Raw genomic sequence first — 23,113 nt, 5'->3', positions numbered from 1 at the left:
GGTGATAAAATGAGTTTAAGGTGGAAAATCTTTTCTTTATATTTAATAATTTTAATAATTTCATTGGCATTAACTGGGCTTTATCTTTACCGTTATATTGAAAGAAGCTATTTAGACAATGTCAGAGTCAATAATTTAATGCAAGCCAATATGGTATCTAATTTTGTATCAAGATTTGTAGGTACTACTTCTTCTTATTTGATTGAGCCCACTATAATGGAGTATGCAAAACAAATAAATTCAAGAATACTTTTCACTAATATAAATGGAAGAGTATTGGTAGATTCTGCTTCCTCAAAGGAATTTGAAGGAAAAGTAATAAAGGATTACAGCGATATAAAAGAGGCTTTAAATGGCAAGGGTTCTACAAGTATTCATGATATAAATGGTGTAGGTTGGGCGATGTATACTGCAGTTCCCGTTATAGCAAAAAACAATGTAGTAGGAGCAATACTTATATCTTCTTCTATAGATAATATAATAGATCTTTTAAACTCTATAAAATATCGCATGATATATACTTTTACAGGTATTGGATTTTTGGTAAGCCTTTTAAGCCTTTTAGTGGCTTCTTACATTACTAATCCTTTAAAACGATTAACAGAAGCAACAAATATTTTATCTCAAGGGAAATTGGACTACAAAGTTGAGGTAAAAAGCAATGATGAAATTGGAAAATTGGCTAATGCTTTTAATAAGATGAGTTTCAGTTTAATGAAAATAGATGAAGAGCGGAAAAGATTTGTTTCAGATGCTTCTCATGAACTAAAAACTCCTCTGGCATCAGTAAAAGCGTTGATAGAATCTCTCATAAATAGCAAAAATCAAGATATAAAATTTTATAAAGAAATATTAAAGGATGTGGACGGAGAGCTGAATAGGATGACAAGGTTGGTAAATGACTTGTTAGAATTAGCGAGAATGGATAAGATTAAAGCAGTAAAAGTTAGGAAAAGTGAGATTAGCGAGATTATATTAGATGTAATAGAAAGTCTTCTCCCTCTTGCAAAAACGAAAGAGATAAACCTTGAATTTAAAGGAGAAAATAATGTTTTTGCAGAAGTTGATCCCGACAGGTTTTATAGGATGGTCTATAACATAGTAGAAAATGGAATAAAATACACTCATGATGGAGGGAATGTGATAGTAGGTTTAGAAGAAGATGAAAACAATATTTACCTTACGATAGCGGATAATGGTATGGGTATAAGTGAAGAAACTCTTCCCAAGATATTTGACCGATTTACAAGGGGAGATACTGCAAGGTCTAAAAAAAGTGGTGGTTTTGGCTTAGGACTCGCTATTGCTAAGGAGATAATAGATATTCATGAAGGTAAAGTCACAGTGGAAAGTAAAGTGGGAGAAGGAACTGTATTTAGAATTACTTTGCCTAAAAAGAAAAAGGATTAATTTTTTTTAATAATTTTTTTATGCTTATTTAATTATTTGGATATTGAAAAAGTAGTATTATTAAATTAAAGAAAAAATAATGAAAGGAGGGGGAAGGGTGAAAAAGATTCTATTATTAATTGTGAGTTTGCTATTTGTTTTGATGGTGTCGGGGTGCGCTCAAGATTTTAGCAACAAGGATGATAATCCGCCTATAAATCCTAGGCCTTTAAGTCAAGGTATGTCTCAAGATATGTCTAAAGAAATTTCACTTTATTTTTTAAATGATAAAATGAATGGCTTAATTTTAGAAAGAAGATTTATTCCCAAAGATGCAGATGTTTTGAAGCAAGTAATACTTGAAATGATTAAAGGACCTACGGATGAATATGCAAAACCGGTGTTTCCAATTGGAACAAAACTGCTTTCTATAGATATGCAAGAAGGGACAGTTTTTGTAAACTTGTCTAAAGAATTTCTTCAAGAGAGTGACAATGAGCAGATAGACAAACTAAAGGTTGCTGCTCTTGTAAATGTATTAACAGATATTCCTAGTGTAAACAATGTTCAAATTTTAATAGAAGGGAACAAGGTAGATGCAATAGGAAAATACAAAATAGGTTTAGATCCTTTAAAAAGAATGATATTAGTAGGCGATGTATACAATAACCCAGAGAGGATAAAGAAATTACAAGAAAGAGCAGATTTAGGGAAAGAAACATGGCGTTTTGACCCTATTCAACTTCTTAGAAAAGAGGGAGGTGTAATAGGTTTAGGAAGTCAAAATGAGCTGACATTAAAAAAGAAAAGTGATGGGACAGCTGATATAGAAGCAGTACATGACAATAAAGTATATAGCATAAAATTAATTCAACCTCTTGGAGAAGGAGATAATTATATATGGGTTATTAGCAATGTATCGGCTGAGTTCACTCCAATACCTGAGACAGATCCTTTAAAAGGTGAATCCTTTATTTATGGAAAAGTAAAGGCTATTGATTATGCAAATAGAATTATTACTATTGAGAGGGAATACCAGGATGCTCAGGATTTAAGAAATGAAGCGGGACCAGATATAAAAGTACTACCGAATGCTATTATCCACTTCATGGCAAAGGTTAGTTATGACCCTGAAGGGGGAATTAAATATGCTGAAAGGGATATCAGCTTTTCGGAAATAAAAGTAGGAGACGAATTAGGTATAATACTTACGAAAGACAAGGAAGCAAGAGCGATAATTGTTTCAGATAACAGTAGCATTTCTTATGAGCTTAATATAAAAGTAATGGCTCCAGCCAAAAATGATGTGGTTTCAAGCCCCTTCAAAGTAATAGGAAAGGCAAGAGTATTTGAAGGAGGGGTAAATATAAGGCTAATTGGTAGCAATGGCAATATTTTAAATGAGAGTTTTGTCCAAGCAACTGACGCTGCTCCTTCTTGGGGGGATTTCGAAGCTATAATTTCCTATAAGCCTTTAAAAGAGCCGCAAAATGGGATTCTTCAAGTTTTCTCTTTAAGCCCTAAAGATGGTTCTATACAAAATTTAGTTTCTATACCTTTAAAATTAAAATAAAAAATTATGAATGTTTCAAAGCTAAATAAATTCCTTCTGCTATTGTTTCTGCAATATCAAAAACAAAGCCTAATCTAATTGAATTTAATGGCAATGAGTCATATACATCGACAATGCCTACTATTGAAATATCTCCAACAGGAGGAAGCATTTTCCCCACCCCTTTTCCAGGGTACAGTGGGGCTTTTTTTATTGAGATTTTTCCTATACTTTCTTTGTCTCCCAAAGAAGCATCTATAGCTATAATTTTACTATTAGGATGCTTCTTTTTTATGTATTTTATATTTTCTTCTAAGTTTATAGCGTGAATTGGCCTCTTTAAGGTACCGTAAACAAAGTAAGTTGGTGGAAGTGATTTTGTTAACAGATTTCCTACGATAGGACCTAAGGAGTCGCTTATAAATTTATCTGTACCAATACATAAAAAAACTGAATTAGGGCTTAAATAGGAATTTAAAAAATTAGCTATGAAATAAACGGCGTTATCATCATCATATTTAAGCCTTAATTCTTCCATAATTGAAGCCTCCCTTTTTAATAATAAACTGAATTAAAAAATTAAGGGAAGGAATAATAAATGTGTACAGTTAAAATAATGGGAGGTTTTCAAAAATGAAAAAATATACAGTTTACATAATTCTAATCGCGGTATTTTTGTCAGCTACTACTATGTTTATGTTAAAAACATATTTTAAAGAACATAAGAATAAGGAGGAAATTAAAACTTTTGATGAAGTATATCCCGCAGGGAAACAGATGTGGGATAGGGAAATAGAAAATGTAGAAAAATATAATGAGTCTAAGACTACAAAAATTTCAAGAGAAGAAGAAAAATATTCAAGCCAAGCTCTTGAGCAAAATGTAGATAAAACTACAACACAAGAAAATGAAAAAGATAAAAAAGAAAAAGTGATTACTGTAGAAGAAATATTGGAAATACAAGATAAAATGGAAGCTTCTCAGAAGGCAAAGGTAATGGAAATTTTACAGAAGTTAGGGAAAGAGGATATGGATAAGATTATGAAGATGGCAGAGAAAGGATTAACAAAGGAAGATAATGAAAGATTATTAAACATATTGAAAAATAAACTTTCTTCCGAAGAGATAAATTATCTTGTAGAAATAGCAAATAAATATTTTGCCGCGAAATGACCTTATGTGGTATTTTGTGCAGACACTTTAAAATATGACGTATTCTTAAAAAATTTAAAGATTGCAAGCGATAAATCAATAAAACGGCCATTTTTAAGCTTTTATGCCTATTGTGAAATTTCATTTTTTCTATTATAATTTATTTCGTCACTGATGTCGGGATGTGGCGCAGTTGGTAGCGCACGTGCTTTGGGAGCATGGGGTCGGGGGTTCAAGTCCCTCCATCCCGACCATTGTGGTCGTATAGCTCAGCTGGGAGAGCACCTGCCTTACAAGCAGGGGGTCATAGGTTCGAGTCCTATTGCGACCACCATTTTCAAAAATTAAATATTGTGGAGGGATACCCAAGTGGCCAAAGGGGGCAGACTGTAAATCTGTTGGCTGTCGCCTTCGATGGTTCGAATCCATCTCCCTCCACCATTGAAAAAAAGACCGTAAGGTCTTTTTTATTTTTCTCCTTCAAATGTCTTGACATGGTAAAAAAGTGTAGTATAATATTATTTGAAAGAGAAAATTATTATTTATTAATAAAAATTTAATTAGGGAGGAATCTTTTATGAGAGAAATGACGAGACATAATCTTAGTGAAGCCTATGCTGGAGAGAGTCAAGCTCACATGAGATATCAAATTTTTGCTGATGTAGCTGAAAAAGAAGGCAAACCTAATATTGCAAGACTTTTCAGGGCTATTTCCTATGCTGAATTGGTACATGCCACAAATCATTACAAAACTCTTGGAGAAGTTGGAAATACAGTAGAAAATCTTGAAAAAGCTATAGAAGGGGAAACCTTTGAAGTAGAAGAGATGTATCCTGCTTATAATGCTGTTGCAGAACTTCAAGAGGAATCTGGAGCTAAAAAAAGCATACATTATGCTATTGAGGCTGAAAAAATACATGCAAAATTGTACACTGAAGCAAAAGAAGCAGCATTAAAAGGAGAAGACATAAAGATATCAAAAGTTTACATATGTCCCGTTTGTGGATATACCTCTGTTGATGTATTGCCAGAAAAATGTCCTGTATGTGGAGTTCCTGGAGAAAAATTTGTAGTATTTTAAATATAATTTTTCAAAAAAGAGCATGTTTTGGCATGCTCTTTTTTTGATGCAAAAATATTTGACATAGTAGATAAAGTGTGCTATAGTAGACATCAGAAAATTTAATAACATGCTCTTATCAAGAGAGGTGGAGGGAAAGAGCCCGATGAAACCCAGCAACCTGTCCTATAGGACAAGGTGCTAATTCTCTCAGAAGCATGCTTCTGAAAGATGAGGGTATGTGCCTCTTCTTTTGGAAGGGGTTTTATTTTGTTTTTAAGGAGGAATAGAAAAAATGCGTAGACTGTTTACATCTGAATCAGTCACAGAGGGGCATCCTGATAAAATTTGTGATCAGATTTCTGACGCAATATTAGATGAAATTTTGAAAAAAGATCCCTATGCCAGAGTTGCTTGTGAGACTGCTGTAACTACCGGTTTGGTTTTAGTAATGGGAGAAATTACTACTCAGTGCTATGTAGATATTCCGAAAGTTGTAAGGAAAGTAGTAGAAGAAATTGGCTATACTAGAGCAAAATTCGGTTTTGACGCTGATACTTGTGCGGTTATCACTTCTATTGATGAGCAATCACCGGATATTGCCCTCGGTGTGGACAAGGCATTAGAAGCTAAAAGAGGAGAACTTTCAGATTCGGAAATTGAGGCTATTGGCGCTGGAGACCAGGGTTTAATGTTTGGTTTTGCTTGCGATGAAACAGAAGAATTAATGCCTATGCCTATAATGCTAGCTCACAAGCTTGCAAGAAGACTGGCGGAAGTTAGAAAGAACGGGACATTAAGCTATTTAAGACCAGATGGTAAAACACAAGTAACAGTAGAGTATGAAGATGATAAGCCTGTGAGGGTAGATTCTGTTGTAGTATCAGCTCAACATGCACCTGAGATTGATCACGATACTATTGAAAGAGATATTATTGAACATGTAATAAAACCTATAATTCCTGAAAATATGATAGATGATAAGACTAAAATTTTTGTAAATCCCACAGGAAGGTTTGTAATTGGTGGACCTCAAGGTGATAGCGGACTTACAGGAAGAAAAATTATTGTAGACACCTATGGCGGATATGCAAGGCACGGGGGCGGAGCTTTTTCTGGTAAAGACCCTACAAAAGTTGATAGATCCGCAAGTTATGCTGCAAGATATGTGGCAAAAAATATTGTGGCAGCAGGACTTGCTAAGAAGTGTGAAGTGCAATTAGCTTATGCGATAGGTGTTGCTACACCTCTTGAAATAGGTATTGATACTTTTGGCACAGGTAAAATATCAGATGAAAAGATTTCGGAAATTGTAAAACAAGTTTTTGATTTAAGACCTGCAGCTATAATTAGGGATTTAGATTTAAGAAGACCTATTTATAGACAAGTTGCAGCTTATGGCCACTTTGGAAGACACGACTTAGACCTCCCATGGGAGAAAACAGACAAAGTAGATATATTAAAAAAGTTGGCAGGAATATAAATTTGAAAGCCCGGGTAAACCCGGGCTTATGGCATTTTTTATATATCTTTTTTAAATGCCATAGAATTTATGTTTTGTAAACGCTTCGCTACCTTAATTATACCACAAAAATTGAAAAAAAGAAATGAATTGGCTTTAATTTGCTTTAAATATAAGGTAAAATTAAATAAAGAAAAGAATTAAAACAGGAGAATCGGCTATGATTGACATAGAGGGTGTAGTTGAAGAAATAATTTTTAGAAATGAACAAAATGGTTATACGGTTTTAGAATTAAGTACCCAAGGTTTAGTAGTCACTGCTGTAGGTTATATGCCTTATGTAAACATTGGGGAAAGAATTAAAATTGAAGGAGAATGGGTAGAACATCCTGATTATGGTGAGCAAATTAGGGTTTTAAATTATGAAACCTTGGCTCCCACCACTTTAGAAGGAATAGAAAAGTTTTTATCTTCTGGCTTAATTCCTGGAATAGGTCCTGTTACAGCAAGAAAAATTGTAAAAAAGTTTGGCGTTGATTCTTTAAATATAATTGAAACTGCACCAGAAAGATTAAAAGAAATAAAAGGTCTAAGCGATGAGAAGATAAAAAGAATTTGTGAAGCTTATGAAATGCAAAAGGGCATAAAAGAAGTGATGGTGTTTTTGCAGGGGTACGGTATTTCCACTGCAATGGCTATAAAGATTTATAAAGAATACGGAAACAACGCGATTGAAATTATTAAGCAAAACCCTTACAGATTGGCTGACGATATATTTGGAATAGGATTTAAAACTGCAGACAAAATAGCAGAGAGCCTAGGAGTTGACCCTCATTCTCTATATCGCATATCTTCTGGTACTCGATATGTTTTGATGCAGTATGCGGCAAATGGTCACACCTATGTGCCGAAAGAATTGTTAAAAAAAGAAGCAGCAAGTTTGTTAGAAGTGAGCGAAGAAGAAGTAGAGGATTCTTTTGTGCTTTTAGTACAAAATGAAAAAATACATATTGAAACTTTTGAAGATGATACTGTAGGAATTTACTATATACCTTACTATATAGCTGAATTACACACAGCAGAGAGATTGTTTAACATGACACTAATGGAAAATGAAGATTTAGGCATAGATGTCCAAAAAGAAATTAAAAATTTTGAAAAAGAAACAGGTATTTTGTTAGCAGAAAATCAAAAATTGGCTGTTGAAGAAGCTGTTAAAAATTCTGTTGTTGTCATAACGGGAGGACCAGGCACAGGAAAGACTACAATAATAAATTGTATAATACGTATTTTTGAAAAAGCTGGTAAAAAAGTGGCTCTTGCAGCCCCAACAGGAAGAGCCGCAAAAAGGATAACGGAAGCTACTGGAAAAGAGGCGAAGACTATTCATAGGCTTTTAGAATATACTTATTCGGAGGAAGAAGGGAAGGGCTTTAACAAAAATGAAAAAGATCCATTAAAATACGACGTTATAATAGTTGACGAAGCTTCAATGGTAGATATATTGCTTATGAATGCTTTATTAAAAGCCCTACCTATAGGGGCAAAACTGATTTTAGTAGGGGATGCTGATCAGCTTCCATCTGTTGGAGCCGGAAATGTCCTAAGAGATATAATAGACAGTGGAATAGTAAAAGTGATACGTTTAAAAGAAATTTTTAGACAGCAAAAGCAAAGTTTGATAGTAGTAAATGCTCACAAGATAAATAATGGAGAATATCCAACCTATAACGATAAAAATAGTGATTTCTTTTTTATAAATGCTAACACCCAAGAGGATATATTAAAAACCATATTGGAGCTTGTGACAAACAGACTTCCTAAAGCTTATGGATTTCATCCTATTAATGATATTCAAGTACTCACCCCTATGAGAAAAGGGATAATTGGTGTTCACAATTTAAATTTAGAGCTGCAAAAAGCATTAAATCCCCACGACAAAACTAAAGCCGAAAAAATAATGAAGGAGTTTGTCTTCAGGGTGGGGGATAAAGTGATGCAAATAAAAAATAACTACAAGATAAAATGGAAAAAAGGCGATGAAGAAGGAGAAGGAGTGTTTAACGGAGATATAGGAATAATTCAATCAATAGACGAAGAATTACAGGAATTGACTGTATATTTTGACGACGAAAAATTTGTCACTTATGACTTTTCTGACTTGAATGAACTAAATTTGTCTTATGCTATAACAGTACACAAAAGCCAAGGCAGTGAATTTCCTGTTGTCATAATGCCAATTACTTATGGACCCCCTATGCTATTAACAAGAAACCTTTTGTACACTGCCGTTACAAGGGCGAAGAAATTGGTTATTTTGGTAGGTCAAGAGAAATATTTGAAATTTATGATTGACAACAATAGAATCTCAAAAAGATATTCAGGGCTTCTTTCAAGGCTTAAAAAAGCACTTTTGTATGTAAACTAAATATTACGATTTTACACAAAATAGAGGAAAATTTACTGTAAAATGATAATTTTTTAATTAATTTTAATTTAATAATGCCGATATAAAATATAAAAGAAAAGTGAATTGCAATAAGGGGCAATAAAGATGATTTTTTTAGACCTTTTATTTCCACCAAAAACAACCTGCATTATTTGTAAAACTGTTATAAAAACAGGGTATTTATGCGACAAATGCAAAAGCACATTAAAATTTATTGAGGGTAATAGGTGTAGTATTTGTGGTAAACCAATAGACTATGAAGGAACATGTCCTGATTGTTTAGAACATGGTCATGAATTTAAACAAAATATAAGTCCTTTTGAATACGATGGTGTTGTAAAAGACTTAATAGGGCGGTTCAAATATTTCAAAGAGAGAGAATTGGCACCTTTTTTTGCAGACTATATGGCTGATGCAGTTAAAAAAATGAACTGGCCTATAGATGTCATAGTACCTGTTCCTCTTCACAAAATTAGACTTGACGAAAGAGGTTACAATCAGTCAGAACTTTTAGCAAGAGAACTTTCTTATCGATTGAATATTTTTATGTCTAAGGCTTTAAGAAGAGTGAGAAATACAACAACCCAGACTGCTTTGCACAAAGAAGAGAGGATAGAAAACGTAAAGGGTGCTTTTAAAGTGACTTACAAAGATACTATTGTTGGGAAAAATGTGTTACTGGTAGACGACGTGTTGACAACAGGTGCTACTTTGGACGAGTGTGCCAAAGTCTTAAAAGAAAATGGGGCAAAAGATGTATATGTGGCTACCATAGCAACGGGTAAAAATATGTAATGGGGTGTTTGAAGTATCAAAAAGGGGGATGAAAGGAAATGGAAATAAGAAATTGTAAAAGGTGCGGAAGGCTTTACACGTACACAGGAATTGACCTATGTCCAGTGTGCTATAGACAGGATGAAGAAGATTTTATGAAAGTGAGGGATTATTTAGATACACATCCCTCGGCTACCATGCTGGAAATATCTCAAAATACACAGGTTTCTACAAAGAAAATAATGGATTTTTTAAAGGAAGGCAGGCTTATTTTAACCTCTAATAACGTCAATATAGGTCTTAGGTGCGAAAGATGTGGTAAACCAATACTTACAGGTAGGTTTTGTGACGAGTGCAAAACCAAATTAGCTAAGGAATTAATGAAAGGCTATTCGATTCAATCCGATGACAAAGAAGAAGAAAAACAAACAGGAGAAAGACTGTACGTTTATGAGAATCAAAAAAAGAAAAAATGATTTTTATATTAAACTTTTAAATTATTAAGTCGATATTAGTAGTAGTACGGGGGTGTTAAAAATGAAAATTTATAACAACAACATTGAAAAAATAATGTCAGTTTATCGAGTAGATGCAGTAGAAAAAGTTGCTAGCAAGAAAGCGGAGATAAAGGATAAAGTTGAGATATCAGAAGAAGCAATTAAACTTGCACAAAGTTCAAATGAATTTGAAAAGATAAAGAATCAAAAGATTGAAAACATAAAGGCAATGCTGAGTGCTGGGACTTACAATGTAAAAGCTGAAGATGTGGCGGATGCTATTCTTAAGGGAATATTGTTGAATAAAAAAATTTAAAAAGGGTGTGCTGGCAATGGCTAATAGCCAAAAGCTTGTAGATGTATTAAGGGGAGAAACAGAAATTTACAAAGTTTTATTAGACTTAGCGATAAAAAAAACTGATATTATAATTGCGGGAAAAATAAAAGAATTAGATGAAATAGTGCAAATAGAGAAGCAACTTATAAAAAAACTAATGGAATTAGAAGAACAAAGAGAGGATATATTGGAGAAGATTGATATAGAAGGCAAAATGACAATAACCGACTTGATAGAATCAATTTCTTCAGAAGAAGCAGAAAACCTAAAAGATATCAAATATAATCTGACTAATATTTTAAAAGAACTTGAAGAAAGAAACAAATTAAATGCTGCTTTAATTGAACAAGCGTTAGAATATGTAAATTATTCTATTCAAACAATATCAAGTGCCTTAGAAAGTGATGATGGTGTTTATGGGAATAATGGCAATATAAAAAAATACACCAGCCTAATTGACAAAAAGGCATAGGGGGATGAAGATGTCTACTTTTCAAGGATTAGAAATAGCAAAGACAGGATTGTTTGTAAGCCAAAAGGCTTTGGATGTTACTGGACACAATATTGCTAATGCTAATACCCCTGGGTATACTCGTCAAGTAGTAGATATGGCCTCAATTGCACCACCCACTACTTTTGGTATGTATGACCAATGGGGAAAAGCCATAGGAGAAGGCGTAAAAATACAGGATATAAGGCAAATCCGCGACCAATTTTTAGACAACCAATTCAGAAGGGAAAATAAATTTTTGGGTGAATGGGAAACAAAAGCGCAAGTTTTAGCTGCTGTTGAGGATATATTTAACGAACCTTCGGATAGCGGAATAAACACAGTGCTTAATGACTTTTTTAATTCCCTTCAAGAGTTATCCAAGAATCCAGAAAGTTTGACGGTAAGAGCAGAAGTTAGAGAAAGAGCTATTGCTCTTGCTGATACTTTTAATACTGTATATCAGCACCTTTATGATAAATTGAATGAATTAAATTCTACCATACAAAGTAGAATTGCAGAGATAAATTCTTATGCTGAGAGAATAAGTAAATTAAATAATGAAATATATAGATTTGAACTTACCGGACAAACAGCAAATGACTTAAGAGACCAGAGAAATCTTCTTGTTGATCAACTTTCTAAACTTGTCAATATCACTACATATGAAGACTCCAATAGAAATTTCAGAATCGATATAGCGGGACAAGCTTTGGTAGATGGGTCAACTGCATTTACGATGAGTCTAAATAATACAGGTGCTGTGGTATGGGATTTAACAGGGGCACCTGTAAACCCTTCAAGTGGTATATTAAAAGGCTTACTCGATATGAGAGATGGAGATGGCACCAACGGGATAAAAGGAGTACCCTATTATATAAATGAATGGAATAAATTAGCATATAGTATAGCACAAGCGATAAATGAAGTACATAAAGCAGGTTATGGCCTTGACGGTTCTACAGGAATTCCGCTTTTCACTGATTTTACTACTCCATATGATTCCACAGTTCAATATGCGAAGTTAATTAAAGTAAGTTCAGATATTCTTGCAGCAGATGGACTTGAGAAAATAGCTGCTGCATCAAGTACGGCTACTCTTCCGGGCGATAACACAAATGCATTAAAGCTTATTGCTTTAAGGGATCAAGGCAATGCAGTGCTGAATGGAGCCACATTTGATGACTTTGCAAGGTCTTTAATATCAAATCTTGGAGTGGATGCACAGCAAGCAAATTTAATGCAAAAAAATCAGGAATTCATGGTAAAACAAATTGATTTAAACAGACAATCGGTATCTGGTGTATCTTTAGACGAAGAGATGACAAACATGTTAAAGTATCAAAAATCCTATGCTGCTTCTGCAAGAGTGATAACAGCCATTGATGAACTTTTAGATACTCTTATAAATAGAATGGGTATTGTAGGAAGATAAAAGGCGGGTGTAAAAAGTGAGAGTTACTGATGGTATGCTTGTGACAAATTTTTTGAACAATTACCACAATAACCTTGAAAAATTACAAAAAAATCAAAACATGTTATCTACAGGCAAAAAAATATCAAGGCCTTCTGATGATCCAGTTGCCGTAGCTACCAGCTTGCGGATTAGGACAGATATGGCAAGAAACGACGCTTATACCAAAAATGCTGATTATGCAAAATCGTGGTTAGACATTACTGATTCTGCTTTAAATCAATTGGGTGACCTATTGCAGCGAACAAGAGAATTAGCCGTCCAGGGTGCGAATGGAACTTTGACGCAGGCTGATATGCAAAAAATGGCTAACGAGATAGAGCAGTTAAAAGCGCAAATGATACAAGTAGGGAATACCCAATACAATGGAAGGTATATATTTGCAGGCTTTAAAACAACCACACAGCCTTTCAGTGAGGATAACAATTCTTATAATGGTGATAATGGCCTAATAGAGTTTGAAGTAGGAGCAGGGGGAAATAAAATAGCTGTAAATGTACCGGGAGATAAAGTTTTTGATGTAGATTTGACAGGAACTTCTCAACTTCTTGTTATGATGGATAATCTAAAAAGCGCTTTAGACTCAGGAGACCATCAGGCTGTAAGCAATTTAATAGTTGATGTGGATAAACAGATGGAAAATGTATTGGCAGTAAGAGCAGAAGTAGGTGCAAAATCAAACAGAATTGACCTTATACAAAATAGGCTCCAAGATGATAACTACAATTTCACAGCGCTTCTTTCAAAAAGTGAGGATGCAGATTTGGCACAAGTTATTACAAATCTCAAAATGGATGAAAATGTGTATAGAGCATCACTAGCTGCGGGAGCTCGTATTATGCAACCTAGTCTTATAGACTTTTTAAGGTGATAATATGAATATAGTAATAAATCAAACTTTTGGCAGGATAGGTATAGACACTACTCCTGCCCAAATTTCTATACAAAGCCCAAAAGCAGACCTTGAAATAAAACAAATACCTGCAAAAATGGAAATAGACCAAAAACTTCCTCAGGTACATATAGATCAGTATCAGTGTTTTTATGAATCAGGGCTTAAAAGTATTTTTGACCTTGTCCATGATGAAGCCCAGATGAGCAAACAAATAGCTCTTGAAGCAATAGGTAAAATTGCTGAAGAGGGGCGTTTTCTTGCCTCTATAGAAAACCATCAAAATGCTATTGCAGAGTTAGCTAAAAAAGCGATGGAGCATGAGGTTACATTTACAATTGACCTCATGCCAAAGTCACGACCCAAAATATGGTTTGAAGGATATTTAAAAATAAGTTGGGAGTTAGGCGGTGTAGAAATAAAAGCAATACCTCATAAGCCTCAAATATCTGTGATACCGGCACATGTAAATATATATATGAGGCAATATCCATCAATAAAGATACAATATGTAGGAAATAATCTTGATAGAAGGATATGATCTTATATCATACGTCATCCTAAGCCGGAGGATACTATACCCTAAAGAAAGACTCTATAAAGACTCCAATATGAAAGCGAGGAACCAATATGCAGATAAATACAAAAAACTTTGGCATCATAGAATACAATCCTGATGACGTCATTTACTTTGAAGAAGGAATACCAGGTTTTGAAGACTTACACAATTTTTTAATAATCACTGACAATAGAGAAGACATGCCTTTTAAATGGCTTCAAGCAATTGATAATACAGATATAGCGTTTGTAGTTATTGACCCTAGAGTTTTTAAACCTAATTATACCTTTGAAATTGATGAAGAATTAATACAAGCTCTTCAAATAGAGGATATAAACCACCTTCTTATATATGTAATTGTAGTAATCCCCGATGAAATAGAAAAAATGACAGCAAACCTAAAAGCCCCTATAATTATAAATGCTAAAAATAACAAAGGCAAACAAGCTATTCTTGACAATGATGAATACTTAATAAAGCATCCAATATTGGAGGAACTTAAAAATGCTTATTCTAACGCGTAAAGTAGGTCAGGCCATAATTATAGGGGAAGGCATAGAAATTAAAATATTAGAAATTGTTGATGGCCAAATAAAATTGGGAATTACTGCGCCAAAAAACATATCTGTTTTAAGAAAAGAGCTTGTAGAAATCAAAGACGAGAATTTAAAAGCTGCATCTGTAAACAAAGAAGCTTTGAGTAAAATAGAAAATTTTATTAAAAAACGCTAAAGTAAATCAAAAATATCTCGATATATATAGTGAAAACAAAAGATGAAACAGTTGGCCAACTGTGAGTCTTAAAACCTTTTAAAACCATGGCAAGGATGCCAAATAAAAAATTCAAGGAGGAAGGATAACATGATTATCAATCACAACTTAAGTGCGTTAAACGCATGGAGAGCACTTTCAATTAACACTGCAAACACACAAAAATCTTTAGAAAAACTCTCATCAGGCTATAGAATCAACAGAGCAGGAGATGACGCGGCAGGCCTTGCAATTTCAGAAAAAATGAGAGCACAAATAGCTGGACTTAACCAAGCTCAAAGAAATGCTCAAGATGGCATATCTCTCATTCAGACAGCAGAAGGTGCATTGAATGAAACTCAGGCAATACTTCAGAGAATGAGGGAATTAGCTGTTCAAGCCGCAAATGACACTAACACAGCATCAGATAGGGCACAAATTCAAAAAGAAATAGATCAATTAGCACAGGAACTGGGCCGTATAGGGCGAACTACTGAATTTAACACACAAAAACTTTTAGATGGTAGTTTCAAAGGTATTTTCCAAATTGGTGCTAATGAAAATCAAAATTTGTCACTTACAATAAATGATATGCGAGGTTATGCTTTACAGGTAGTCGGAGGTGTTACTTACAGCATCACAGGTACTTTTACCCCAGCAGCAAGTGGTTCATTAATTAGTGATGGTACCTATACTGTATCCTATGATGGAACCAAGTATCTTTTAAAAGACCAAGCAGGCAATATTGTTGCGACCAGTACGGATGGTAAGAGTTATACAAACGCAGCAAATGACGCGATTAGCTTTAATGATCCGGTTATCTCTGGGCAAATTACAATTAATGGTACGAATGCAACGGGTGTAGCTACAGTTACCAATGAAGGTTTAGATGCAGGTACTTACACGTATGATTTCACAAATAAAGTGCTTAAAAACGCTTCTGGTGAAATAATTGGTAAGAGTGCAGATGACAAAACGTTTGTAGACCTGCAAGGTAAAACTTTATTTACGCTGGGAGCTGCAGTAACTGCTAATACAACTTTTACCATCGGTGGAATTGATGTTACAACACAGAGCGCAGCGAATGCAGCTATTACTAAACTTCAATCAGCTATTGATACGGTATCTACAGAACGCTCTAAACTTGGTGCATATCAGAATAGACTTGAACACACAATCAACAACCTTGGCACAGCAGCAGAAAACCTCACAGCAGCTGAATCTCGCATTAGAGATGTAGACATGGCAAAAGAAATGATGGAATTCACAAAGAACAATATCCTCAACCAAGCAGCGACCGCAATGCTTGAGAGAATGGCTGCATGAACCATTTCTCACAGGCGTCCTGAGAAGCAATTCTCAGGAGTATCACCGGGTGAATTGCTGGAAAAGCCTTAGAGCCCTTTATACCACAGCATAGCCGGAAACGGCAAGTGCGATGGTTTGAAAAATAAAGGGATTGGCCAACCAGCAGCCAAGCTCCTGGACCGAAAGGTTGGAGAAGGTTCAACGATCAGGACATACCACCTAAGGGCATAAAGCCTATGGTGCTGAAGTCCGTAGGGAGAAATCCCGAAGCGCCCGGCTCCTATCAGAGAATTGATAGGATGAAGATATGATCTATTCGGTATCCGAAAGGAACCGGCCTGGAAGAGCTCAGGCAAATCAGTTACCACAAACAGTATTGCAATTACTCAGATAACACTAAAGGGAGGCTTTGCCTCCCTCAAATCATATTTTTGGCTTTTAAGTCTCTTATTTTCCATACTATACCCCAATACGTTCTATTTAACTTATTAGCAATTTCTTTATCTGAGAAGCCTCTTCTTTTAAAGTCAATAATTTTGTCTATCTCATCATTTGTATACGAAAGAAATTTCCGGCTATAAAAATTACTTAAATTTATTCTTTTGACATTTTTGCTTTCTTTACGGATTCTTTTATCAATATTCCATTTATAATCCATTTTGCTTATTTGAGAGACGTAGGGTTTCACAACATCTATAAAATTAAAAATTTCTTCTCTTTTCCCAAGTGTTAAAATATATTTTTTTCCATCTGGATGTCGTTTTAAATTAAATCTAATATTAAAACTTTTATAAATGTGTTCTTGCAATATAATATTTTCTTCTTCACTAAAATTCAGTGTATATAATGTTATAATAGGGTTAACAGTTATATTAGGTTTATTATTTTTTGAAATAACCAAAGTACCATCATCCATATATAAACATGCAAGCCCTACTGGTTCATTGAGCAATTTGATGTTGTCATAAGTGATTGTTTTCTTTTTATTAATATAAAATTTTTCATACAAAGCAGAGAATATTGGATGTGATATTGATTTTAAAGTGTTATTTTTATTAATTTTGAATCCTAAATCTTTTAGTTGTGTACATTTCCATAATCTATATTCATATTGTTCTTGACAAAAGTGTTCTCTATAATAAGCATTTCTGCCTCTTGGTGCATATGACAAATTTCCATCACCTAAAATACTACCGACAATTATATTTAATTGATAATTGGTTGGATGTAAATCTGGAATACTCGAGAGATATTTAGTTTCTTTTGCTTTTAAAAGTAATTCATGCTGTTTTTTCATATACTCTTTACTTTTTCTGATATTATATTTTGATGCCAATCTCCTGACTGATTGCTCAGATATACCGAGATGCTCTGCTAGAATTTTATTGTCCGTATTAGGATAAAATTTTTGCAAATATTCTAATTTGTTCATAAAATCATCAGCCCTTCAGATTATTTTTAACTTTATTATAACATAAATGTAGCTATAGCGGTAAAAACCAAATTTATCATTAACATTAGGAGAAATTGCGAACAAAACTTTTTCACTTTAAAAATTGATGATATAATTATTTTAAGAGACAAGCTTAAAGGGAAGTGATGGTGAAGTGCAAACATTGAATTTGATAGAGATTTCAGACAAATCATCAAGCATTTTAAATAATGCTAAGCCTTTTTTAAAATGGGCAGGCGGAAAAACACAGTTATTAGATGAGTTATATAAGAGGTTGCCATCTTCTTTAATTCAAAGTGGTGAAATAGAGAGATATGTTGAGCCTTTTGTTGGTGGTGGTGCATTTTTCTTCTTTTTAAAAAGAAATTTCAAATTTAAGGAATCGTTTTTAATCGATATAAATAAAGAACTAATAATAGGCTATAAAGTAATTCAAAATAATGTGAATGAATTAATTGATGAGTTAAGTAGCATGGAAGAGAAATATCTAAAATTATCAGAGGAACAAAGGAAAGATTTTTACTATAACATTAGAGATGAGTATAATAGACAAAAGGATAATTTTGATTATGTAAATTACAATTTGGACTGGGTAAAAAGAGCAGCGGACTTAATTTTTTTAAACAAGACATGTTTTAATGGATTATATCGTTTAAATAAAAAAGGTGAATTCAATGTACCATTTGGGAAATATAAAAACCCTACTATTTGTGATGCTGACAATTTAATCGAAGTAAGTAAAGCGTTAGAGAATACAGAGGTCATTTGTGCAGATTTTGAAGAAAGCAAAAAGTATATACATAAAAACACTTTGGTTTATCTCGATCCTCCTTATCGCCCTTTAAACAATACTTCGAATTTTACAAGTTATAATGAGAACGGGTTTGATGATGATGACCAGAGGCGGTTAGCTCAGTTTTTTAAAGAAATGGATAAAAAAGGCGCATATCTTATACTTAGCAATTCGGACCCCAAGAATGAAGATGTAGATGACAATTTTTTTGATGAATTGTATGCAGGGTTTATTATTGAAAGGGTAAAAGCAAAAAGATATATTAACAGTAATGGGGATAAACGAGGAGATATAAGTGAATTGATAATAAGGAATTATGAATAGGGGGCTTAAAATGAAGGAATTATATATTGAATTCTTAAATGTAGAAAATGAGGAAAGTGTAATAGAAAAATTTCATGATACACTTGTGGACACAAATAGGAGTTATGACTTTTTTGTTGATTGGGACAAAGTAAGAAAACACGTTGAAGAACATAAAATAGAATTTAATATATTAAATAGTTTAATAGGAAGTAATCGGTTTGATAATGACTTAAGAAAAATTTTATTAAATTATCCTCGAGTGCTTCCTGTTATACCGATTTTATTAGCAATACGAGACCTTAATTTTAAAGTAATTCGCGATTTTACAGATAAAAACTTGGATATTGTGAATTATGACTTTAACACTAGAACTCTTACATCAGAAGATATTGATAATATTATAGAATTTTTTGATAAGACAGGCTTAAAGAGATTTTTTCTGGAAATGGGTACGAAGAGCGTACAAGATTATGTAATAGGTGTGGAAGTAGGCATGGATACCCATGCGAGGAAAAATAGAAGTGGAGATGCGATGGAATTATTATTAAAGCCAATTATTGAAGATATAGCAACAAAGGAAAAAGGATTTGAAAGAGTTTTATTTCAGAAAAATTTCGGATATTTGGAAACTAATTATGGTATAGAGGTTAACTCTTCAATTAAAAACAGAAAAGCTGATTTTATTTTAATCAAAGACAACAAAAAAGTTATCAATATCGAAGTGAATTTTTATTCAGGAACTGGTTCAAAACCTCAAGAAATAGTGGATTCCTACATAGAAAGACAGAATGAACTTAAAAATAATGGATTTGAATTTATTTGGATTACAGACGGAGAGGGATGGAGAGGACAGAAAAATCAAATTCATAAAGGATTTGAGAAAATAGATTATTTGTTAAATCTTCATTTTGTGCGTATTGGTTTATTGGAGGAAATATTATGCAGGATATAGATTTTAAAAAAGAAATAACTACTGTATGGTCGTTTCCTGAAAGGGGAAAATGGAAAACGCATAAGGGAAATTACAGAGGCAATTTTGCACCTCAAATTCCAAGGAATGTTATATTAAGATATTCCCAGGAAGGAGATTTTGTACTCGACCCTATGGTTGGGAGTGGTACAACGCTAATAGAAACTAAAATATTAAATAGGCGAGGTATAGGTTTTGATATCAATCCAGATAGTGTAGAGCTGACTAAAAGAAATTTAGACTTTGATGGAGATTATAAGTATGAGCAGGTTGTAAGGGTAGGGGATGTGAGAAATTTAAAAGAGATTAGTGACATCAGCATTGATTTAATAATAACGCATCCGCCGTATTTAAATATTATAAAGTATTCAAATGGGAGAATAGAAGGGGATTTATCAAATATATCTGATGTTAAAAAATTTTGCGATGAGTTGGAAAAAGGAGTTATCGAACTTTATAGAGTTTTGAAAGAAGACAGATATTGTGCTATTTTAATAGGAGATACAAGAAAAAGCGGGCATTACATACCTCTTTCATATTATGTAATGAGACTTTTCCTTAAGAATGGTTTTGTATTAAAGGAGGACATTATAAAAGTTCAACATAATTGTAAGTCTACACCTTATTGGGAAAGACAGGTAGAGAAATATAACTTTTATATGATTATGCATGAACATTTATTTATATTTAGAAAGCCTAAAAAAGATGAAAATTTAAATAAAATAAAATATAGCACGGGCTTATACTAAATGGCGGGGATTTCCCGCCATTTAGCGTATTTTTATTTATTACACTATGGAAATTTTATAATCTTTTAGCCACATATTTATTTGCACGAGGTAGGCGAAAAGCTGTGGAGAGCCCATAAGCTGTGAAAACCAGGCAGGGTCATAGGCTTTTGCATCTGTTTCTATAAGTTCTGCGATTGCTTTTTTATCTACAAGTTGTAATAAAGGCGATGTACTGTCATCAACTATTTGTTTTAGCCATTTTTTAACGATGTTTTTAAATACTGGATTGTGTGTTTTAGGGTAGGGACTCTTTTTTCTTTCAATTACTTCATTTGGGATGTAACCTTTTAGAGCATATCGCAATATTCCCTTTTCTCTGTTATTTAAATTTTTCATTTCCCACGGTATATTCCATACATATTCTACAAGCCTGTAGTCTAAATAAGGTACTCTTGCTTCAAAACCTACTGCCATACTCATTCTATCCATTCTGTCAAGAAGCATGGGCATAAATCTTGTTAGGTTAAGGTAAAACATTTCCCTCATTCTGGTATTTTTGGGGTCTTCTCCAGTGAGCTTTGGCACTTCATTTAAAGCCTCGTTATATCTATCATTTAAATACTCTATAGGTCTTATGTATTTTACAACTTCTGGCAAAAGTAATTTCATGCGTTCATTGATCATTCTTATCCATGGGAAGGTATTAGCCTCAATTGCTTCTTTGTTTCTAAACCAGGGATAACCTCCAAAAACTTCATCAGCACCTTCTCCTGATAGAGCGACTGTGGCTCCTTTTTTTACTTCTTTTAAAAATAGATATAAAGATGAATCTATATCTGCCATACCAGGCAGGTCTCGAGCGTACAAGGCTGGTTTTAGAGCATATGCAAGTTCTTCATTATCTATAAATACATAGTTATGGTTTGTGTCAAGTTTCTTTGCGACAAATTTTACCCAATCTGCATCAGAGTTTGGCTGAAACTTGTTTGGCGTAAAATATTTATCATTACCCACATAATCTACAGAATATGTTATAAGTTTTTGACCTTTTTGTTTTAATTCTTCATTTGCAAAGGCAGATACAGCAGTTGAATCAAGTCCACCTGATAGCAATGAACATAAAGGTACGTCTGAAACAAGTTGTCTTACTGATGAGTCTTTAAGGAGATACCTTATTTTTTCCGCCGTTTTCTCAAGGCTATCTTCATGGGGAATACTTTGTAATGACCAGTATTTGTTTATGTTTACTCCATTTTTGGTAAATATGAGATAATGCCCGGCTTTTAATTCTTTAATGTCTTTAAAGACACCGCATCCGGGAGTTCTTGAAGGTCCCATTACAAATATTTCTGCAAGACCTTGAGAGTCTATCTCTGGTTTTACATGAGGATGCGCTAATATTGCTTTGATTTCTGAGCCAAATATCAAAGACCCATTTTTAATGGTATAAAATAATGGCTTTATTCCGAGATGGTCCCTGGCAATAAAAAGCCTGTTTTGCACTTCATCCCATATTGCAAAAGCAAATATTCCATTAAATTTTTTAACACATAAAGGACCCCATTCTATATAAGATGTCAAGATAATTTCAGTATCTGAACGGGTTTTAAAAATATATCCCAAGGATATGAGTTCGTTTTTTAATTCATCCATATTGTAGAGTTCTCCATTATGGATAATGACAAAATTTTTTTCACCGTATTTTTTTATCATTGGTTGACTTCCGCCTTGTGGATCTATTACAATTAATCGACGATGGCCTAAAGCACAATGTTTTGACAACCATATTCCAGAGCCGTCAGGTCCTCTTTCTTTAAGGGTATTTGTCATTTTTTCGATTACTTCATTTTGAAGTGACAAGTCCATATCGAAGTTAACCCATCCTGTTATTCCACACATAAAAATCCTCCTAAATTTAAATCTATAAGTAAATATATTCTCTTTTTTTGCCATTGATACATGTTATAATTTTCTAATGAACTTTTAATTTCTACATGATATAATAAAAACATAAATGTTTTAGGAGGATGCGGCTTATATGGAGAAAGTGATAAAAGAGCATTATTATGAAGAAAATGATATTGCTGAAAGGATAAAGTTTCTAAAAAAGAAATTAAATGAATCTAATTTAGAACTTCCTAAATCTTTGGAGTTAAGCCGTGAATTAGACGAATTAATTGTGATGTATATGCAAAAAGAAAAACAAGTAAAACAGGTAAAATAAAGTGCTGTTTTACTTGTTTTTCTTTTTGCGTTTACATAAAAAAATTTAAACTTTTTAAAATATATGTCGATATTTATATTAGCAAAGAGGAGAAGGTGTTACAAATGATAAATTTTATTTTAGGAGGTAGTAACGGTAATGTTGGAGGGGATTAATACTGCGAGAACAGGACATGTGAATTCGCAGTTTAGAAAGGATAGTGGGCTATTAGAGGAAATAAAAGCAGTAAAAGATATACTTAGTAAACCTGTGGATGATGACAAACTTAACAGTGCACTTAATAAAGAAAATAGAAAAATAAGCATTAACGATCATACATATTTTGAATTTTCTGTACACAAGCCTACAAATACAATAATGGTCAAAATTGTTGATAGCGATACGAATGAAGTTATTGACGAGATTCCTCCTGAAAAAATACTTGACCTTGTGGCAGGATTATGGAAAATAGCTGGACTTTTTGTGGATAGAAAAATATAGTTGGGGGTATT

At 33.4% G+C, this 23,113-nt stretch carries 24 protein-coding genes, 3 tRNA genes and 1 riboswitch; of the genes, 24 read left to right on the top strand and 3 right to left on the bottom strand.

Features of this window, described 5'->3' with window-relative positions:
* Positions 1-9: 9 nt before the first annotated feature.
* Positions 10-1,410, top strand: coding sequence for a sensor histidine kinase (locus THEBR_RS09145; RefSeq protein WP_003866898.1), 1,401 nt, complete (start codon positions 10-12; stop codon positions 1,408-1,410).
* Positions 1,411-1,507: 97 nt separating this feature from the next.
* Positions 1,508-2,962, top strand: a complete 1,455-nt coding sequence (locus THEBR_RS09140; protein WP_003866897.1) for a Gmad2 immunoglobulin-like domain-containing protein — start codon at positions 1,508-1,510, stop codon at positions 2,960-2,962.
* A gap of 4 nt (positions 2,963-2,966) precedes the next feature.
* On the opposite strand, the gene yyaC is transcribed toward THEBR_RS09140, so the two are convergent.
* The gene (gene yyaC / locus THEBR_RS09135; RefSeq protein WP_009051758.1) at positions 2,967-3,479 is read right to left on the bottom strand and encodes a spore protease YyaC; all 513 of its coding nucleotides are present in this window, start codon (positions 3,477-3,479) and stop codon (positions 2,967-2,969) included.
* 95 nt (positions 3,480-3,574) lie between these two features.
* Between yyaC and THEBR_RS09130 the strand changes: the two genes are divergently transcribed.
* The 17 genes from THEBR_RS09130 to THEBR_RS09050 all read left to right on the top strand — a co-directional run bounded on the left by THEBR_RS09130 (position 3,575) and on the right by THEBR_RS09050 (position 16,163).
* The gene (locus THEBR_RS09130; protein ID WP_003866896.1) at positions 3,575-4,114 is read left to right on the top strand and encodes a hypothetical protein; all 540 of its coding nucleotides are present in this window, start codon (positions 3,575-3,577) and stop codon (positions 4,112-4,114) included.
* Positions 4,115-4,271: 157 nt separating this feature from the next.
* Positions 4,272-4,347, top strand: a tRNA-Pro gene (locus THEBR_RS09125).
* A 4-nt stretch (positions 4,348-4,351) separates the two neighbouring features.
* Positions 4,352-4,427, top strand: a tRNA-Val gene (locus THEBR_RS09120).
* A gap of 21 nt (positions 4,428-4,448) precedes the next feature.
* Positions 4,449-4,534 (top strand) — tRNA-Tyr (locus THEBR_RS09115).
* Between the two features lie 136 nt (positions 4,535-4,670).
* Complete coding sequence (locus THEBR_RS09110) at positions 4,671-5,174, top strand: rubrerythrin family protein (RefSeq protein ID WP_009051757.1); 504 nt, start codon at positions 4,671-4,673, stop codon at positions 5,172-5,174.
* Between the two features lie 112 nt (positions 5,175-5,286).
* A riboswitch (SAM riboswitch) is annotated at positions 5,287-5,391 on the top strand.
* Positions 5,392-5,448: 57 nt separating this feature from the next.
* Positions 5,449-6,636 carry a methionine adenosyltransferase gene (gene metK / locus THEBR_RS09105; RefSeq protein ID WP_003869273.1) on the top strand — a complete coding sequence of 396 codons (1,188 nt, stop codon included), beginning with the start codon at positions 5,449-5,451 and terminating at the stop codon, positions 6,634-6,636.
* 199 nt (positions 6,637-6,835) lie between these two features.
* Positions 6,836-9,043, top strand: coding sequence for an SF1B family DNA helicase RecD2 (gene recD2 / locus THEBR_RS09100; protein ID WP_012269598.1), 2,208 nt, complete (start codon positions 6,836-6,838; stop codon positions 9,041-9,043).
* Between the two features lie 126 nt (positions 9,044-9,169).
* Complete coding sequence (locus THEBR_RS09095; protein ID WP_009051754.1) at positions 9,170-9,859, top strand: ComF family protein; 690 nt, start codon at positions 9,170-9,172, stop codon at positions 9,857-9,859.
* A 38-nt stretch (positions 9,860-9,897) separates the two neighbouring features.
* Positions 9,898-10,314 carry a TIGR03826 family flagellar region protein gene (locus THEBR_RS09090; protein WP_003866890.1) on the top strand — a complete coding sequence of 139 codons (417 nt, stop codon included), beginning with the start codon at positions 9,898-9,900 and terminating at the stop codon, positions 10,312-10,314.
* Between the two features lie 61 nt (positions 10,315-10,375).
* On the top strand, positions 10,376-10,651 hold the full coding sequence (locus tag THEBR_RS09085; RefSeq protein ID WP_009051753.1) for a flagellar biosynthesis anti-sigma factor FlgM: 276 nt from the start codon (positions 10,376-10,378) through the stop codon (positions 10,649-10,651).
* A gap of 16 nt (positions 10,652-10,667) precedes the next feature.
* Positions 10,668-11,144, top strand: a complete 477-nt coding sequence (locus THEBR_RS09080) for a flagellar protein FlgN (protein WP_003866888.1) — start codon at positions 10,668-10,670, stop codon at positions 11,142-11,144.
* Positions 11,145-11,154: 10 nt separating this feature from the next.
* Positions 11,155-12,597: a flagellar hook-associated protein FlgK gene (gene flgK / locus THEBR_RS09075; protein WP_009051752.1), complete on the top strand. Its 1,443-nt coding sequence runs from the start codon at positions 11,155-11,157 to the stop codon at positions 12,595-12,597.
* Between the two features lie 16 nt (positions 12,598-12,613).
* Positions 12,614-13,507 carry a flagellar hook-associated protein FlgL gene (gene flgL / locus THEBR_RS09070; RefSeq protein ID WP_009051751.1) on the top strand — a complete coding sequence of 298 codons (894 nt, stop codon included), beginning with the start codon at positions 12,614-12,616 and terminating at the stop codon, positions 13,505-13,507.
* Positions 13,508-13,511: 4 nt separating this feature from the next.
* Positions 13,512-14,069, top strand: coding sequence for a DUF6470 family protein (locus THEBR_RS09065; RefSeq protein WP_012269597.1), 558 nt, complete (start codon positions 13,512-13,514; stop codon positions 14,067-14,069).
* A gap of 89 nt (positions 14,070-14,158) precedes the next feature.
* Positions 14,159-14,611, top strand: a complete 453-nt coding sequence (fliW, locus tag THEBR_RS09060; protein WP_004400864.1) for a flagellar assembly protein FliW — start codon at positions 14,159-14,161, stop codon at positions 14,609-14,611.
* Positions 14,592-14,819: a carbon storage regulator CsrA gene (gene csrA, locus THEBR_RS09055; RefSeq protein WP_004400863.1), complete on the top strand. Its 228-nt coding sequence runs from the start codon at positions 14,592-14,594 to the stop codon at positions 14,817-14,819. The genes fliW and csrA overlap by 20 nt, the downstream gene beginning before the upstream one ends.
* Positions 14,820-14,948: 129 nt before the next feature.
* The gene (locus tag THEBR_RS09050) at positions 14,949-16,163 is read left to right on the top strand and encodes a flagellin N-terminal helical domain-containing protein (protein ID WP_012269596.1); all 1,215 of its coding nucleotides are present in this window, start codon (positions 14,949-14,951) and stop codon (positions 16,161-16,163) included.
* Positions 16,164-16,563: 400 nt separating this feature from the next.
* Here the strand turns inward: THEBR_RS09050 and THEBR_RS09045 are convergent, their stop codons facing one another.
* Positions 16,564-17,577 (bottom strand): LAGLIDADG DNA endonuclease, encoded by a 1,014-nt coding sequence (locus THEBR_RS09045; protein WP_003866881.1) that lies wholly within the window; start codon positions 17,575-17,577, stop codon positions 16,564-16,566.
* 175 nt (positions 17,578-17,752) lie between these two features.
* Between THEBR_RS09045 and THEBR_RS09040 the strand changes: the two genes are divergently transcribed.
* From THEBR_RS09040 to THEBR_RS09030, 3 genes are read left to right on the top strand one after another with little or no spacing between them, the layout of a single operon-like run.
* Positions 17,753-18,715 (top strand): DNA adenine methylase, encoded by a 963-nt coding sequence (locus THEBR_RS09040; protein WP_003866880.1) that lies wholly within the window; start codon positions 17,753-17,755, stop codon positions 18,713-18,715.
* Positions 18,716-18,725: 10 nt separating this feature from the next.
* Positions 18,726-19,649, top strand: coding sequence for a type II restriction endonuclease (locus THEBR_RS09035; RefSeq protein WP_003866879.1), 924 nt, complete (start codon positions 18,726-18,728; stop codon positions 19,647-19,649).
* Positions 19,637-20,416: a TRM11 family SAM-dependent methyltransferase gene (locus tag THEBR_RS09030; protein WP_003866878.1), complete on the top strand. Its 780-nt coding sequence runs from the start codon at positions 19,637-19,639 to the stop codon at positions 20,414-20,416. The genes THEBR_RS09035 and THEBR_RS09030 overlap by 13 nt, the downstream gene beginning before the upstream one ends.
* Before the next feature lie 39 nt (positions 20,417-20,455).
* Here THEBR_RS09030 and asnB read toward each other — a convergent pair whose 3' ends face one another.
* A complete protein-coding gene (gene asnB, locus THEBR_RS09025; protein ID WP_012269595.1) occupies positions 20,456-22,297 on the bottom strand; it encodes an asparagine synthase (glutamine-hydrolyzing) in 1,842 nt (613 codons plus the stop codon).
* 139 nt (positions 22,298-22,436) lie between these two features.
* Here asnB and THEBR_RS09020 point away from each other — a divergent pair, with 139 nt between their 5' ends.
* The gene (locus THEBR_RS09020) at positions 22,437-22,622 is read left to right on the top strand and encodes a Spo0E family sporulation regulatory protein-aspartic acid phosphatase (RefSeq protein ID WP_012269594.1); all 186 of its coding nucleotides are present in this window, start codon (positions 22,437-22,439) and stop codon (positions 22,620-22,622) included.
* A 138-nt stretch (positions 22,623-22,760) separates the two neighbouring features.
* On the top strand, positions 22,761-23,102 hold the full coding sequence (locus THEBR_RS09015) for a flagellar protein FlaG (RefSeq protein WP_012269593.1): 342 nt from the start codon (positions 22,761-22,763) through the stop codon (positions 23,100-23,102).
* Positions 23,103-23,113: the final 11 nt, after the last annotated feature.

This window comes from Thermoanaerobacter brockii subsp. finnii Ako-1 (assembly GCF_000175295.2).
GTDB classification, from domain to species: domain Bacteria; phylum Bacillota; class Thermoanaerobacteria; order Thermoanaerobacterales; family Thermoanaerobacteraceae; genus Thermoanaerobacter; species Thermoanaerobacter pseudethanolicus.
The sequence above is the reverse complement of the archived record's forward strand: the minus strand, read 5'-3'. Positions and strand labels throughout refer to the sequence as shown.

Coding starts and splice junctions, on each gene's coding strand:
- asnB (WP_012269595.1), bottom strand. CDS start 22,297: ATGTGTGGAATAACAGGATGGGTTAACTTCGATATGGACTTGTCACTT.
- THEBR_RS09145 (WP_003866898.1), top strand. CDS start 10: ATGAGTTTAAGGTGGAAAATCTTTTCTTTATATTTAATAATTTTAATA.
- THEBR_RS09045 (WP_003866881.1), bottom strand. CDS start 17,577: ATGAACAAATTAGAATATTTGCAAAAATTTTATCCTAATACGGACAAT.
- THEBR_RS09110 (WP_009051757.1), top strand. CDS start 4,671: ATGAGAGAAATGACGAGACATAATCTTAGTGAAGCCTATGCTGGAGAG.
- fliW (WP_004400864.1), top strand. CDS start 14,159: ATGCAGATAAATACAAAAAACTTTGGCATCATAGAATACAATCCTGAT.
- THEBR_RS09130 (WP_003866896.1), top strand. CDS start 3,575: ATGAAAAAATATACAGTTTACATAATTCTAATCGCGGTATTTTTGTCA.
- THEBR_RS09080 (WP_003866888.1), top strand. CDS start 10,668: ATGGCTAATAGCCAAAAGCTTGTAGATGTATTAAGGGGAGAAACAGAA.
- THEBR_RS09095 (WP_009051754.1), top strand. CDS start 9,170: ATGATTTTTTTAGACCTTTTATTTCCACCAAAAACAACCTGCATTATT.
- THEBR_RS09085 (WP_009051753.1), top strand. CDS start 10,376: ATGAAAATTTATAACAACAACATTGAAAAAATAATGTCAGTTTATCGA.
- THEBR_RS09035 (WP_003866879.1), top strand. CDS start 18,726: ATGAAGGAATTATATATTGAATTCTTAAATGTAGAAAATGAGGAAAGT.
- THEBR_RS09090 (WP_003866890.1), top strand. CDS start 9,898: ATGGAAATAAGAAATTGTAAAAGGTGCGGAAGGCTTTACACGTACACA.
- THEBR_RS09030 (WP_003866878.1), top strand. CDS start 19,637: ATGCAGGATATAGATTTTAAAAAAGAAATAACTACTGTATGGTCGTTT.
- yyaC (WP_009051758.1), bottom strand. CDS start 3,479: ATGGAAGAATTAAGGCTTAAATATGATGATGATAACGCCGTTTATTTC.
- recD2 (WP_012269598.1), top strand. CDS start 6,836: ATGATTGACATAGAGGGTGTAGTTGAAGAAATAATTTTTAGAAATGAA.
- THEBR_RS09015 (WP_012269593.1), top strand. CDS start 22,761: ATGTTGGAGGGGATTAATACTGCGAGAACAGGACATGTGAATTCGCAG.
- flgK (WP_009051752.1), top strand. CDS start 11,155: ATGTCTACTTTTCAAGGATTAGAAATAGCAAAGACAGGATTGTTTGTA.
- THEBR_RS09050 (WP_012269596.1), top strand. CDS start 14,949: ATGATTATCAATCACAACTTAAGTGCGTTAAACGCATGGAGAGCACTT.
- THEBR_RS09020 (WP_012269594.1), top strand. CDS start 22,437: ATGGAGAAAGTGATAAAAGAGCATTATTATGAAGAAAATGATATTGCT.
- THEBR_RS09065 (WP_012269597.1), top strand. CDS start 13,512: ATGAATATAGTAATAAATCAAACTTTTGGCAGGATAGGTATAGACACT.
- csrA (WP_004400863.1), top strand. CDS start 14,592: ATGCTTATTCTAACGCGTAAAGTAGGTCAGGCCATAATTATAGGGGAA.
- metK (WP_003869273.1), top strand. CDS start 5,449: ATGCGTAGACTGTTTACATCTGAATCAGTCACAGAGGGGCATCCTGAT.